13 protein-coding genes are annotated in these 13,712 nt (G+C 74.3%); 11 read left to right on the top strand and 2 right to left on the bottom strand.

What is annotated here, in order from left to right:
• Positions 1-23: 23 nt before the first annotated feature.
• The gene (nudC, locus tag ACWGB8_RS25820; RefSeq protein ID WP_452215978.1) at positions 24-956 is read left to right on the top strand and encodes an NAD(+) diphosphatase; all 933 of its coding nucleotides are present in this window, start codon (positions 24-26) and stop codon (positions 954-956) included.
• A gap of 199 nt (positions 957-1,155) precedes the next feature.
• Entirely contained in the window at positions 1,156-1,998 is an 843-nt protein-coding gene (locus ACWGB8_RS25825; protein ID WP_452215979.1) for a GntR family transcriptional regulator, read from the top strand.
• Positions 1,999-2,052: 54 nt separating this feature from the next.
• Here the strand turns inward: ACWGB8_RS25825 and ACWGB8_RS25830 are convergent, their stop codons facing one another.
• Positions 2,053-2,310, bottom strand: a complete 258-nt coding sequence (locus ACWGB8_RS25830; RefSeq protein WP_452215980.1) for a mycoredoxin — start codon at positions 2,308-2,310, stop codon at positions 2,053-2,055.
• Between the two features lie 144 nt (positions 2,311-2,454).
• Between ACWGB8_RS25830 and ACWGB8_RS25835 the strand changes: the two genes are divergently transcribed.
• The 4 genes from ACWGB8_RS25835 to ACWGB8_RS25850 all read left to right on the top strand — a co-directional run bounded on the left by ACWGB8_RS25835 (position 2,455) and on the right by ACWGB8_RS25850 (position 6,435).
• Positions 2,455-4,701: an ATP-dependent DNA helicase UvrD2 gene (locus ACWGB8_RS25835; protein ID WP_452215981.1), complete on the top strand. Its 2,247-nt coding sequence runs from the start codon at positions 2,455-2,457 to the stop codon at positions 4,699-4,701.
• A gap of 315 nt (positions 4,702-5,016) precedes the next feature.
• Entirely contained in the window at positions 5,017-5,490 is a 474-nt protein-coding gene (locus ACWGB8_RS25840) for a hypothetical protein (RefSeq protein ID WP_452215982.1), read from the top strand.
• A gap of 169 nt (positions 5,491-5,659) precedes the next feature.
• Positions 5,660-6,028 (top strand): WhiB family transcriptional regulator, encoded by a 369-nt coding sequence (locus tag ACWGB8_RS25845; RefSeq protein WP_452215983.1) that lies wholly within the window; start codon positions 5,660-5,662, stop codon positions 6,026-6,028.
• 161 nt (positions 6,029-6,189) lie between these two features.
• Positions 6,190-6,435, top strand: coding sequence for a hypothetical protein (locus ACWGB8_RS25850; RefSeq protein ID WP_452215990.1), 246 nt, complete (start codon positions 6,190-6,192; stop codon positions 6,433-6,435).
• A gap of 192 nt (positions 6,436-6,627) precedes the next feature.
• Here ACWGB8_RS25850 and ACWGB8_RS25855 read toward each other — a convergent pair whose 3' ends face one another.
• Positions 6,628-7,989, bottom strand: coding sequence for an ABC1 kinase family protein (locus ACWGB8_RS25855; protein ID WP_452215984.1), 1,362 nt, complete (start codon positions 7,987-7,989; stop codon positions 6,628-6,630).
• Positions 7,990-8,308: 319 nt separating this feature from the next.
• Here ACWGB8_RS25855 and ACWGB8_RS25860 point away from each other — a divergent pair, with 319 nt between their 5' ends.
• The 5 genes from ACWGB8_RS25860 to ACWGB8_RS25880 all read left to right on the top strand — a co-directional run bounded on the left by ACWGB8_RS25860 (position 8,309) and on the right by ACWGB8_RS25880 (position 13,532).
• Positions 8,309-9,022 carry a CGNR zinc finger domain-containing protein gene (locus tag ACWGB8_RS25860; protein ID WP_452215985.1) on the top strand — a complete coding sequence of 238 codons (714 nt, stop codon included), beginning with the start codon at positions 8,309-8,311 and terminating at the stop codon, positions 9,020-9,022.
• A gap of 88 nt (positions 9,023-9,110) precedes the next feature.
• Complete coding sequence (locus tag ACWGB8_RS25865) at positions 9,111-10,514, top strand: MFS transporter (protein WP_452215986.1); 1,404 nt, start codon at positions 9,111-9,113, stop codon at positions 10,512-10,514.
• Complete coding sequence (locus tag ACWGB8_RS25870) at positions 10,511-11,266, top strand: alpha/beta fold hydrolase (RefSeq protein ID WP_452215987.1); 756 nt, start codon at positions 10,511-10,513, stop codon at positions 11,264-11,266. Before ACWGB8_RS25865 ends, ACWGB8_RS25870 begins: the two co-directional genes overlap by 4 nt.
• Positions 11,267-11,420: 154 nt before the next feature.
• Complete coding sequence (locus ACWGB8_RS25875; RefSeq protein ID WP_452215988.1) at positions 11,421-12,401, top strand: sigma-70 family RNA polymerase sigma factor; 981 nt, start codon at positions 11,421-11,423, stop codon at positions 12,399-12,401.
• A 114-nt stretch (positions 12,402-12,515) separates the two neighbouring features.
• On the top strand, positions 12,516-13,532 hold the full coding sequence (locus tag ACWGB8_RS25880) for a sigma-70 family RNA polymerase sigma factor (RefSeq protein ID WP_452215989.1): 1,017 nt from the start codon (positions 12,516-12,518) through the stop codon (positions 13,530-13,532).
• The last annotated feature ends 180 nt before the right edge of the window (positions 13,533-13,712 follow it).

Here is a 13,712-nt window from a genome sequence, read left to right on the forward strand (position 1 = left end):
GGGGATGGAACGAAGTGAGCACCGTGCCTGAGACCGAAAGCCCGCTGCACCTGGCGCTGGCCCGGGCCGGCGTCGACCGGGCGGCGCACCGCCGGCTCGACGAGCCCTGGCTGGCCGCCGCCTGGAGCCACCCGACCACCAAGGTGCTGCCGATCGCTGGCGGCGAGGTGTTCGTGGTGGACACCGGGAAGGGCACCGAACTGGTGCTGCTGCCCTCCTTCGAGGCGCCGCAGACCGGGGACCGCTACTTCCTCGGCACCGACGAGGACGGCGTCTCCTACTTCGCCATGGCCGGCGAGAGCCTGCCCGGCCGGCTGGACGGCGACGCCCGTCCGGCCGGACTGCGCGAGGTCGGCGGCCTGCTCTCGGACCGCGACGCCGGACTGCTGGTGCACGCGGTCGCCCTGGAGCACTGGCACCGGCTGCACAGCTTCTGCTCGCGCTGCGGCCACCCGACCGAGAAGGCCGGGGCCGGGCACCTGCGGCGCTGCACCTCCTGCGCCGCCGAGCACTACCCGCGCACCGACGCGGCGGTGATCATGGTGATCACCGACGAGCAGGACCGCTGCCTGCTGGGCCGCCAGGCGCTCTGGCCGGAGGGCCGCTGGTCGACCCTGGCGGGCTTCGTGGAGCCGGGCGAGTCCATCGAGCAGGCGGTGGCCCGCGAGGTGCTGGAGGAGGCGGGCGTGCGGGTCGCCGAGGTCTCCTACGTGGCGAGCCAGCCGTGGCCGTTCCCGTCCAGCCTGATGCTGGGCTTCATCGGGAAGGCCGCCCCGGACGGCACCGCGATCACGGTGGACGGGGAGGAGCTGGCCGAGGCGCGCTGGTTCTCCCGCGCGGAGCTGAAGGCGGGAATGGAGGCCGGCGAGATCCTGCCGCCGTCCGGCATTTCCATCGCCCGCCATCTGGTCGAACTCTGGTACGGCGAGCCGCTGCCGGCGGCGGCCCGCTGGTAATCCCCGGCGGCTCACCCGAAGCGGGGGCGTGCGACCCGAGGTCGTGCGCCCCCGCTTTTGCATTCACGCCCGGAGTTCGTGGTCGGAGGGGCCTTCCACCGGGCCGTAGCGGGCCCGCCGAAAGGTGCGAACGGCGTTCTCCGTCGACATTGCCGCAAACGGCTGAAACCGCGTCATCGCGCTCGCTACATTCACTCGGGTGACAATCCCACGGGGCACCGCCCAATCCCCCAAATACCAGCGCCTCGCGGCCGACCTGCGCCGCCGGATCAGCGAGGGCGAGTTCACCGCGGACGCCGCCCTCCCGGTCGAGAGCGAACTGGAGCGGCAGTACGGGGTCGCCCGCAACACCGTCCGGCTCGCGGTCGACGTACTGGTCAACGAGGGCCGGCTGGTCCGGCTCCAGGGCAAGGGCACCTACCTCAGAGAGCACCCCGTGCTCGACCACCGCGCCTACGGCCCCGCGGCCGGCCCCGGCGCCCGCGACTGCCTCGCCGTGCCCGCCGCGGTCTACAGCGGCGAGGCGGCCGACGCCGGGCGGGAGCTCACCGTCGACTTCGAGATGATGATCGTCCGGGCCCGGGTGGACATCGCCGAACGGCTCGGACTGCGCCCCGGCGAGGCCATCGTGGTCCGCCGGCAGCTGCGGCTGCTGGACCGCGAGCCCTACTCCATCGAGGAGAGCCACTACCGGGCCGGCCTGGCCGCCGGCACCCCGCTGATGGAACCCGACCAGATCGACGGCGGCGACGAGGCCGTGCTCGCCGCGCTCGGACGCACCGAGGTCGGCGCGGTCGACCACCTGGTCGCCCGGATGCCCGGCCCCGAGGAGGCGCAGTGGTTCCAGGGCGGCCCCGGGGTGCCGCTGATGGTGCAGACCCGGGTCACCTACGACCGGCGCGGGCCCGTCCGGGTCATCGAGACCCGCTACTCCGCCGACCGCAGCCGACTCGTCTACGGGGTCGGCGACCTGGGCGCGCGCACCACCCTGCCGGCCCCCGGCGGCCCGGTCGACGCACCCGCACCGGCCGAGACGCCGTGACCGGCGCCCCGGCACCCGCCTGCGCGGGGCCGGGGCGCACCGGTGGACGCGGCCTCAGGCCGCCAGCGCCTTCTTCACCTGCAGCAGGCTCGGGTTGGTCATCACGATCCGCTCGCCGCCGCCGGCCGGCTGCACCAGGACCGTCGGAACGGTCTGGTTGCCGCCGTTCACCGACTCGACGAAGGACGCCGACGCCGGGTCCTCCTCGATGTTGATCTCGGTGTAGCCGATGCCCTCGCGGTCGAGCTGGCTCTTGAGCCGGTTGCAGTAGCCGCACCAGGTCGTGCTGTACATCGTGACGCTGCCGGACATCGAGGAGGCTCCTTCGGGCGGGTGGGGCGAACGGTCGCACGGGAGAACGCGGGCGGTGCGCCGGTCATTCCGTGCCGGGATGATCCTCCGATCACACCGGCCCTGTGGACAACCCCGCCCCGGTTGTCCCACCGGGCTGAGAGGATGGAACGCATGCAGGAAGACCTCTGGAACGGCAGCCCGTCCGACGACCCCCGGGCGGGCGGCGCCGGCCCCGACGCCGTGCTCGCCGGGCTCGACCCCGAGCAGCGCGCCGTCGCCACCGCCCTGCACGGCCCCGTCTGCGTCCTGGCCGGAGCCGGCACCGGCAAGACGCGGGCCATCACCCACCGCATCGCCTACGGCGTGCGCAGCGGCGCCTACCAGCCCCAGCAGGTCCTCGCCGTCACCTTCACCGCCCGCGCCGCCGGAGAGATGCGCGGGCGGCTGCGCCAGCTCGGCGCCGACGGCGTCCAGGCCCGCACCTTCCACTCCGCCGCCCTGCGCCAGCTCCAGTACTTCTGGCCGCGGGCCGTCGGCGGCGCCGTCCCCCGGCTGCTCGAACGCAAGGTCCAGCTGGTCGCCGAGGCGGCCGGCCGCTGCGGACTGCGGGTCCAGCGCACCGAGCTGCGCGACCTCACCGCCGAGGTCGAGTGGTGCAAGGTCACCCAGATCACCCCCGAGGACTACCCGGCCGCCGTGGTGAAGACCGGCCGGGAGGCCCCCCGCGACCCGGCCGAGATCGCCCGCGTCTACCGGGTCTACGAGGAGACCAAGCGCGACCGCGGCGTCATCGACTTCGAGGATGTGCTGCTGCTCACCGCCGCCATCCTGGAGGACCGGCCGGAGATCGCCGACCAGGTCCGCACCCAGTACCGGCACTTCACCGTCGACGAGTACCAGGACGTCTCCCCGCTGCAGCAGCGGCTGCTCGACCAGTGGACCGGCCCCGGCGCCGGGACCAGCCTCTGCGTCGTCGGCGACGCCAGCCAGACCATCTACTCCTTCACCGGCGCCACCCCCGACTACCTGCTGAACTTCCGGACCAAGCACCCCGACGCCACCGTGGTGAAGCTGGTCCGCGACTACCGCTCCACCCCGCAGGTCGTCCACCTCGCCAACGGGCTGCTCGCCCAGGCCCGCGGCCAGGCCGCCCGGCACCGGCTCGAACTCGTCTCCCAGCGCGAGGCCGGCCCCGAGCCCGTCTACGCCGAGTACGAGGACGAGCCCACCGAGGCCGAGACCACCGCGCGCAAGGTCCGCGACCTGCTCGGGGCCGGGGTGCGGGCCAGCGAGATCGCCGTGCTGTTCCGCACCAACAGCCAGTCCGAGGTCTACGAGCAGGCGCTCGCCGACCTCGGCGTGTCCTACCAGCTCAAGGGCGCCGAGCGGTTCTTCGAGCGGCCCGAGGTGCGCGACGCCGGCGTCCTGCTGCGCGGCGCCGCCCGGGCCGGCTCCGACCCGCTCACCGACGGCACCCCCGGCCTCGCCGACCAGGTCCGCGCGGTGCTCGCCACCCGCGGCTTCACCGCCGAGCCGCCGGCCGGATCCGGCGCCGTCCGGGAGCGCTGGGAGTCGCTGGCCGCGCTGGTCCGCCTCGCCGAGGAGTTCGAGGGCGCCGGCACCGCCGCCGGGCAGCCGGTCGACCTGGCCGCGTACGTCGCCGAGCTCGACGCCCGCGCCGCCGCCCAGCACGCCCCCGCCGTCGAGGGCGTCACGCTGGCCTCGCTGCACGCCGCCAAGGGCCTGGAGTGGGACGCCGTCTTCCTGGTCGGCCTCACCGAGGGCACCCTGCCGATCATCTACGCCAGGACGGACGAGCAGGTCGAGGAGGAGCGCCGGCTGCTCTACGTGGGCGTCACCCGCGCCCGCAAGCACCTCTCGCTGTCCTGGGCGCTCTCCCGCTCCCCGGGCGGCCGGGCCGGCCGCCGCCCCACCCGCTTCCTGGACGGCCTGCGGCCGAACTCCGGAGCGCCCGGAGCGCACTCCGGCTTCCGGGGCGGCCGCGGGGGCGTCGAGCCGGGCGAGCGCGCCGCCGGCCGCCGGGTCCGCGGACCGGTCAAGTGCCGGGTCTGCGACCGCGTCCTCACCGAGGCCGTCGAGCGCAAGCTCCGCCGCTGCGAGAGCTGCCCGTCCACCATGGACGAGGGCCTGTACGAGCGGCTGCGCGCCTGGCGCGCCCGGCAGGCCAAGGAGCAGGGCGCGCCCGCCTACGTGGTCTTCACCGACGCCACCCTGATGGCGATCGCCGAGGACGTGCCCGCCAGTCGGCAGGAGCTGGCCGGGATCTCGGGCGTGGGCGCCATGAAACTGGACAAGTACGGGGCCGCCGTGCTCTCGTTGTGTGCGGGGGAAGAGCCCGACGACGGCTCGGCCGACGTCGTGGACGACGAGCCGGGTGAACCGGCCTGAGCAGGGCCGGTCGTCGGCGCAGCGTTCGAGAGAGCGCCTCGGACCCCGCCGCGCAAGCGGTCGTGGAAGCCGCCCCGGACCCGTCCTGGATCCTGTGGCGGAACTCGCCGGAAAAATAGTTTGCGCGCCGTACCGGGAGCGCAATAGCCTGCCGGAGCGGTCAAGGGGACGCGGTCGCACGGGGTGACGCCTGTGCCGTGAAGCCCTGCACCCACACAGTTTTGCCTGCTTCACCAGCTTGACCGAGACAGACATCCGAACAGTTCGGAGCCAGGGAGACCAGGCTCTGCGAGACGCCGAGAGGAGGCGAAGACAGTGGAAACCAACATGATCACCAAAATGACTGGCCAGACCGTCGACGCTGCCTCCGTGCGTGCCGCCCGCCTGCGGGCCCTCGCCGTGCTGAGCGGAACCGGTCTGGGTCTCGACGCCACCGGTGTCGCCGCCGCTCCCGTCGGCAGTGGCCGTGTTGTCAGTGTTCCTGGCGACACTGTCGTCTGCCTCGCGGATCTTGCCGGCGGTACCGACGGCACCCGTGTCGAGACCGGTCTGTCCCGTAACTGGTCCTCCCTGGCCGCTTCGCGCTCCCTGCGCGACGAGCGACCGACCCAGGCACCGAAGGCAGGAGTGGCAGCCGCTGAGCATGGCGGCTATGCCCAGGTCATCGGTGCCGGAGCCCAGAAGCAGAACGAGCAGCAGATCAACCAGGCCATGGCCGCCTTTATGGGCGCCACGGCCATCCGGATGAGGGCCTTCCGCGGCCCGGAACCCTGGAGAGAACAAACCTGAGGAACCCTCAGGTCTGGCCTCCAGGGCCGCGGAACCCGTCAACCGGGATCCGCGGCCCTTCTGTTTTGTCCGGTACGAGAAAGACCGACCCAGGCCCCCCGGGGCCTCCGGCCCAGCACCACCAGTCCACTGGGCCGGACCCACTGAGAAGACGAGGAAGACGCCCACAGTGTCCACGGTCATCACGCCGCCCACCCCGTCCGTACCGCAGACGAGCCAGAACACCAAGGCCGACCAGGCCGACCCCCCGGAGGTTAATCCCATGCAGCTCACCTCGATCGACGCCGCCGAGGAGCTGGGCCTTCCCATCCCGTGCCGCGCCTTCGACCCCGAGGTCTTCTTCGCCGAGACGCCCGCGGACGTCGAGTACGCGAAGTCCCTCTGCGGCACCTGCCCGGTCAAGGACGCGTGTCTCACCGGCGCCCTGGAGCGGCGCGAGCCGTGGGGCGTCTGGGGTGGCGAGCTCTTCGTCCAGGGCGTCGTCGTGGCCCGCAAGCGTCCCCGTGGCCGTCCGCGCAAGACCGAGGTCGTCGCGTGATCTCCGCGCCGCTCGGAGCCGAGGCCGTTCGCCGGGGAGAGCAGCCCCCGCCGGACACCGCCCTGCGCCGCTCCGTGCGCCTCGCCGCCGCCAAGGCAGACGCAGCCCTGGCCTCCCGGACCGCCCCCTTCCCGACGACGCACCACGAGCAGGACCACCACATGACCGCCGCCGCCATCGATCCGACCGTCCGCGCCGAGCAGACCAACGAACTCCAGATCCAGAACAGGACTCTCGAAATGCAACTCCTCCACGAATCCCTGGCCCGTGCGCATATGCAAGACCGCCTGCAGGAGGCCGAGCACCAACGGCTCGTCACCCGCCTGGTCCGCGCCGACCGACTCCGCCGCCGGGCGGAGCGGGCCTCCATGCGTGCCCGCAGGGCCCTGGCCGTCGCGCTGATGTGACGCCGCCGGCGGCCGTCGCCGCCACCCCGCGCCGCTCGCGGCGCCACCCCCGTCGTGCCGCAGGCCGCCCCCCGTTCGCGGGGAGCGGCCTGCGGCCGTTGTGGGGTTGTGGGGTTGCGGGGGGTGGGGATTGCCGGCTACCGGGGGGTGGGGGCCGCCGGGCTACGGGGCTACGGGGGTGGGGGTTGCCGGCTACGGGGCGGCCGGGCTGGGGGCGTCCTCGTCGACCGGGTCGAAGCCCGGCAGCCAGTCCAGCATCTCCGCCCGGAACGGCGCCTGGGCGCCCAGCTGGCAGAGCACCCCGATCGTGCTCAGCGTCACCCGGTGGATCAGCAGGTACGCCGGCGGCAGGTTCAGCTGCTTGCCCAGGTCGTACGCGGGCGAACGGGGATCGGCGATCCGGGCCGCCTGCGCCCGCATCCACGCCCGGGTGAAGTGGAAGGAGTCCACCGCCGCCGGTTCGATGATCGGCCGCAGGTAGTCGAGCACCGCGTCCGGGTCCAGATCGATCGAGGGCTTCACGAAACCCTCCTCGCGGAGCATCTCCAGCACACCCGCCGCGTCACCCGCCAGCGCCATCCGCAGCGAGTGCCCGATCGGGGCGGGCAGCCCCTCTGGCAGCCGGTCGACCGTCCCGAAGTCCAGCACGCCGAGACGCCAGCCCGCGGCCGGGCCGTCGTCCTTCAGCAGCCGGAAGTTACCCGGATGCGGATCGGCGTGCAGCAGACCGGTCCGCGACGGCCCCGCGAACAGGAACCGCGCCAGCAGCTGACCCGCCCGGTCCCGCTCCTCCTGCGTCCCGCCGACGATCACCTCGGCCAGCGGGGTGCCGGCCATCCACTCGGTCACCAGCACCTGGTCCGCCTGCGCCACCACCCCGGGCACCACGATGTCCGGATCGCCCGCGAACTCCTCCGCGTGGCGGCGCTGCGCCTGCGCCTCCAACTCGTAGTCCAGCTCCTCGGCGACCCGCTCGCGCAGCTCGGCGATCAGCGGCTTGATGTCCAGCCCCGGGATCAGCGGGCCCAGCAGCCAGGCCACCCGGCTGAGCTGCGACAGGTCCGCCAGCAGCGCGTCACCGGCCCCCGGGTACTGCACCTTGACCGCGACCTCGCGGCCGTCGTGCCACACCGCCCGGTGCACCTGGCCGATCGACGCGGCGGCGGCCGGCCGGTCGTCGAAGCTGCGGAACAGCCTCCGCCAGTCCTTGCCGAGCCGCTGCTCCATCGCCGCGTGGACCTTGGCGGCGGGCATCGGCGGCGCGGCGTCCTGCAGCTTGGTCAGCGCCGCCCGGTACGGGCCCGCGACCTCCTCGGGCAGCGCGGCCTCGAAGACGGACAGCACCTGCCCGAACTTCATCGCCCCGCCCTTGAGCTCGCCGAGCACCTTGAACAGCTGATCGGCCGTCGCCTGCTGCAGCTCGGCCGTCACGACCTCCGCCGATCGCCCGCCGATCCGCCGCCCCAACCCCAGCGTGGCCCGGCCGGCGATCCCCAGGGGTAGAGCGGCCAGCCGCGCCGTTCGGGTCACTGCCTTACGCGGAAGATCGCTCACCAGGGCCTCCCAACCAGACGGACGGCGGTCATTGCGCCAAGGCCATTGTGCCCGGTCCCCGGCGGAGCCCCGGTCGCATTTCGCGCGGTCGGCGCCGGGTCGCTGCTGTTACCGTCATGTGCGTCCACGGTGGTGACGGTTTCGGCGGTCGTGGTGGGCGTGCCGGTCGTGGTGGCTGTGATGGTCGGGGGCGGGGCGGTCGGGCGGTCGTGATGGTCGGTGGCGGGGCGGGCGGGCGGTCGTGATGGCCGGTCGGTCGGGCCGGTGCGCGGTGCTCGGTGCTCGGTGCTCTGTTGTGACGAGGAGAGGGAGGCGGCCGATGGCCGGTCAGGTCGGCTTCGGAGGCCACGGCGACGAGACGCTGCTCGCGCTGGCGGACCTGGTCAACGTGGCGGCGCCGGGGATGCGGCAGAGCCGGGAGTACCGCCCGCCGCTCGGCGACGACCTCGCCGCGGCCGTCAGTGCGGCCCTGATCGGCGGCAACCGCCACCAACGGCCGCTGGACGCCGCACAGGCCGCACGGTTCGCCTCGTACGCCCCGCGGCTGCACGCCGTCTTCGCCCGCCTCGGAGCCGGTGACCCCGACGGCGCGGCGGAGGCCGTCAACGCGCTGCTCGACGACCTGCGCCCGACCCCGTACCTGCTCCGGAGCGGGGGCGAGCCGTGGCACGTGTACTACCGCAGTGCGGTGGGGGCGGTGGGGGCGGTGCGGGCTGCGGATGCGGGGGTGGGTGTGGCTGTGGGTGCGGGTGCGGCGGGTGGCGGCGAGGCGGGTGCGGGGGGTGCGTGGCAGGGCGACCCGGGGGCCGACGCCGCGGCCCAGGGCGTCGCGGCGCTCGCCACCGCGCTCGGCAGCGACCACGCCCACCGGCTCGGCGTCTGCTCGGCCCCCGGCTGCGACCGGGTCTACGTCGACGTGTCGCGCAACGGGACCCGCCGCTTCTGCTCGACGGCCTGCCAGAACCGGGTGAAGACCGCCGCGCACCGGGCCCGGCAGGGCGCCGCCACCACCGACGCCGTTCGGCATCCGTAACTGCTCAACAGCTATTGACCAGTCACCAACCCGCGTTCTAGGGTCGGTGACTGTCAAAGCTGCCTTAACCAGTTATGCGAGGGCCGTCATGGAGACCTGGCGCCGGACCTCCCCGGTCGGCCGCACCCTGCTCCTCGTGGTGCTGCTCACCGGCACGACGACGTTCATGTTCCTGCCGCTCCTCGCCGTCGAACTCACCGCCCGGGGCATCCCCGCTGGGCGGGCCGGGCTCCTGGTCGGCCTGCTCGCCTTCTGCAGCCAGGGATTCGCGCTGATCAGCGGACCGCTCACCGACCGCCTCGGTGCCCGGCCCGTCATGCTCGCCGGCTTCGCGCTGAGGATCACCGGCTACCCACTGCTCGGCCTCGGCAGCGCCACCGGACAGGCCGCCACGGTCGCCGGCCTGGTCCTCATCGGTGTCGGCGGCTCCCTGCTCGGCCTGTCCGTCAAGACCCTGCTGATCGAGGAGGCCGGAGCGGACCGGCGGGCGATGCTCGCGCTCCGCTCCACCTTCGTCAACCTCGGCGTCGTCGCCGGACCCGCCCTGGGCGCCGCCGCGTACCCGCTGGGCTTCCGGACCGTCCTCGCGGCGTGCGTGCTCTCCCACCTGGTGCTCGGCCTGCGCCTCGCGCTGCGGCCCGTCCCGCGGACCGGGCGACGCCCCCACCGGGCGGGTGCGGGTACCGGAACAGGCGTGGGTGCGGAAGCGGGGATGGGTGCGGGCGGGGGCGGGGGCATGGGTGCGGAAGCGGGATGTGCCGCCGGGTTCGCGCTGCGGCAGTGGCTGCCCCTCGGACTCCTCGCCCTCGCCTACTGGGCCCTCTACAGCCAGCTGAACGTGCTGCTCCCGCTCACCGCCACCGAACTCACCGGCAGCACCACCGCGATCTCCGTCGTCTTCGCCCTCAACGGCGCACTCGTCGTCCTGCTGCAGTACGTCCTGTTGGCGCGGGTCCTCCGCCGGGCCGGACCGCGCGGCCTCCTGCTCACCGGCTTCCTGGCCTTCGGCTGCGCGTACGCCACCCTGCTCCCGCAGGCCGGGATGTGGTCGCTGCTGCTCTTCGTCCTGCCGATCACCCTGGCCGAAATGCTGATCGGCCCGGCCCTCGACGAGCAGGCCGTCGCCGCCGCACCCGCAGGCCGTACCGGACTCGCACTCGGGCTGATCGGCGCGGCGGGCGCCCTCGGCAGCCTCGGCGGGGCCGCGCTGGGCGGCGGGCTCGCCCAGCACCTCGGCGGCGCCGGGGCCGCCCCCGTGATCATCGCGCTCGCGCTCGCCGCAGCCGCCACCTGCCTGCTCCTGCCCCGTACGCAGCGCCGCGGCCGCCCGGCGCCGGTAGCTGCCGCGGCGCTCCCGGTGAGTGCCGCGGCGCTCCCGGAGTCCGGCGCGGCGCTCCCGGAGACCGGTGCGGACACCCGTGCCGCCGCGGTCGGTGAGCCCAGGAAATCGGGATGTACGCCGGTGGTGGAGCTGCGTACGGTGGCGCGATGATCCTTTCTCATGACATCGCCGGAAGCGGGCCGGCCGTGCTCCTGCTGCACTCCACGGTCTGCGACCGGCGGATGTGGGACCCCCAACTGCCCGCCCTGACCGCCGCCGGACACCGCGTCGTCCGCTGCGACCTCCGCGGCTACGGCGAGACCCCCGCACCCGACTGCCGCCACAACGACGCCGAGGACGTCGTCGCACTCCTCGACCGGCTCGGCATCGACCAGGCCGCGCTGGTCGGCTCCTCCGGCGGCGGCCGGGTCGCCCTGGAGGTCGCCGCCCGCTGGCCGCACCGGGTGACCGCCCTCGCCCTGCTCTGCACCGCCCGCCGCGGCCACGAGGCCGGCGCCAGCCTCCGGGCGTTCGGCGCGCGGGAGGACGAACTGCTCGAAGCCGGCGACGTGGACGGCGCGACCCGGCTCAACGTCGAGACCTGGCTCGGCCCCGACGCCGACGACACCGTCCGCGACAAGGTGCACACCATGCAGCGGCGCGCCTTCGACGTCCAACTGGCCGTCGAGGAGGAGCACGAGCCGCTCACCGCCGAGTACGACCTCGCCGCCATCGCCGCACCCACCCTGCTGGTCTCCGGCGACCACGACTTCGACGACTTCCGCGCCATCGCCGACCACCTCGCCGCGCACATCCCCGACGCCCGCCGCCTCCACCTGCCCTGGGCCGGCCACCTGCCCGGCCTCGAACGCCCCGAGGCGGTGAACGCGCTGCTCACCGGCTTCCTGGCCGGCACCGCCTGAGCCGCCGGGGCGGCCGGACTCCCGGCTCGACTCCTGGCCGACCGTCCGCGGCCCCGCCCGTCGGTGGCACGCCATCTGACGTCTCGTAGGATCGTGGCGATCTCCGCCGCCCGACCGGCGGGGCACAGCCGGGGGGACGTGACAGGTGGACGGGATGGACGCTCCGGACGGCGGGGTGGACGGCAAGGTGGACGGGGTGGACGCGGCGGATGCTCCGGGGGATCGGGTGGAGAGGGTTGCCACGCCGGCCGAACTCGCCGCACTCGCCGAACGCTTCGAGGAGCACCGCGGCCATCTGCGCGCCGTCGCCTACCGGATGCTCGGCTCGCTCAACGAGGCCGACGACGCCGTCCAGGAGACCTGGTTGCGGGCCGGCCGCAGCGACCTCGGCGAGGTCGGCAACCTGGGCGGCTGGCTGACCACCGTCGTCGGCCGGATCTGCCTGGACATGCTCCGCTCGCGCACCTCCCGCCGGGAGGACCTCGTCGACGTCCAGGAGAGCGAGCCCCGGACCGACACCCCCGCCACCGTCCGCCCCGCCGACCCCGAGCAGGAAGCCCTGCAGGCCGAGTCGGTCGGACACGCCCTGCTGGTGGTGCTCGACACCCTCGCGCCCGCCGAACGGGTCGCGTTCGTGCTGCACGACCTGTTCGCGGTGCCGTTCGAGGACGTCGCCACCGTCCTGGACCGCACCCCCGCCGCCACCCGGCAGTTGGCGAGCCGGGGACGGCGCCGGGTGCAGGGCAGGCCCGTCGACCCGGCCCCGGAGGCCGACCGCTCACGGCGGCGGCAGGTCGTCGACGCCTTCCTCGCCGCCGCCCGCGGCGGGGACTTCGACGCGCTGCTCGCCCTGCTCGACCCCGAGGTCGTCCTGCACGCCGACCGGCTCGTCCCGCTGCTGGACGGCGCCACCGAACTGCGCGGCAGCCGGTCCGTGCTCAACGCCTTCCTCGGCAAGGCCCAGGACGCCCGCCTCGCCCTGCTGGACGGCTTCGTCGGTGCGGCGTTCGTCCCGGGCGGACAGGTGCGCGGCGCCCTGCGCTTCACCGTCACGGACGGCGTGGTCGTCGGCATCGAGGTGATCGGCGACCCGGCCCGACTGGCCGCCCTGGACGTGGAGTTGCTGGACGCCTGAGCCGGACTGGGCCGGGTGGTTCGGGGGCGGGGGCGGAGTCCGGAGTCCGGTGTGCGGAGTGCGGGTGCCGGGTGCGGGGTGCGGGCGGGCAGCGTGGTCGAGCGGGGAGGAACGATGATGGAGCGGACCGACGGGCAGACAGCCCTCGCCGAGCGGTTCGAGCAGGACCGGAGCCACCTGCGGGCGGTCGCCTACCGGATGCTCGGCTCGCTCAGCGAGGCGGACGACGCCCTGCAGGAGGCCTGGCTGCGCGCCTGCGGCGCCGACCTCGCCGCGGTGCAGAACCTCGGCGGCTGGCTGACCACCGTGGTGGGGCGGGTCTGCCTCAACATGCTTCGCACCCGCCGCACCCGCCGCGAGGAGTCCTACGGGACGTCGGCCGAGGCCGAACCCGGTCGGCTCGCCGAACCGGCCCCCGCCGTCGACCCGGAGGAGGAGGCGCTGCTCGCCGACTCCGTCGGGGTCGCGCTGCTCGTGGTGCTCGACCGGCTGGCACCTGCCGAGCGGGTCGCCTTCGTCCTGCACGACATGTTCGCCGTGCCGTTCGACGAGATCGCCCCGATGATCGAGCGCACCCCCGAGGCCACCCGCCAGCTCGCCAGCCGCGCCCGCCGCCGGGTCAGGGGTGGCACCCCGGCCGCCGGCACCGACCATGCCCGGCAGCGCCGCATCGTCGACGCCTTCCTCGCGGCCACCCGGGGCGGGGACTTCGATGCCCTCGTCACCCTGCTCCACCCCGACGTGGTGCTGCGGGCCGACCGCATGGTCATCCCCACGCCGGAGCCGATCCTGGTCCGCGGGGCGCAGCCGGTCGCCTCGGGCGCGATGGCCGCGATGGCGCGGGCCCGGGTCACCGGCGCCGCGCTGCTCGACGGCACGGTCGGGCTGGTCATGGCCCCGCGCGGCCGGGCGGTCCTGGTGCTGTCCTTCGAGATCGGGGACGGCCTGATCACCGCGATCGAGGTGGTCGCGGAGCCTGAGCGCCTGGACGGGATCGAGATCGCGTCGGCCGACGGGCCTTACGGGCCTTACGGGCCTGCCGGGTCTGATGGGCCTGACGGGCTCGACGGGCCTGACGACGCCTGGTCGGTCGGGGACTGTTCGGCCGGGGACTGTTCGGTCGGGGACTGAGCCGCGGTCGGGGCGGGTCGCCGGTTGCGGAGGGCCGCCGCGGCTCTGAGGGGGCTCGGCTTCGCTTGCGCGGCGGTGGCCGACTTCCGCGGTTCCCGTAGGGCCCACCCCCCACCCCCTCCACCAAATCGTGCCGAGCGCGGTCGGCTACCCGCCGTCGGCTACCCGCGGCCGGTGGCC

Source organism: Kitasatospora sp. NPDC054939 (genome assembly GCF_053610105.1).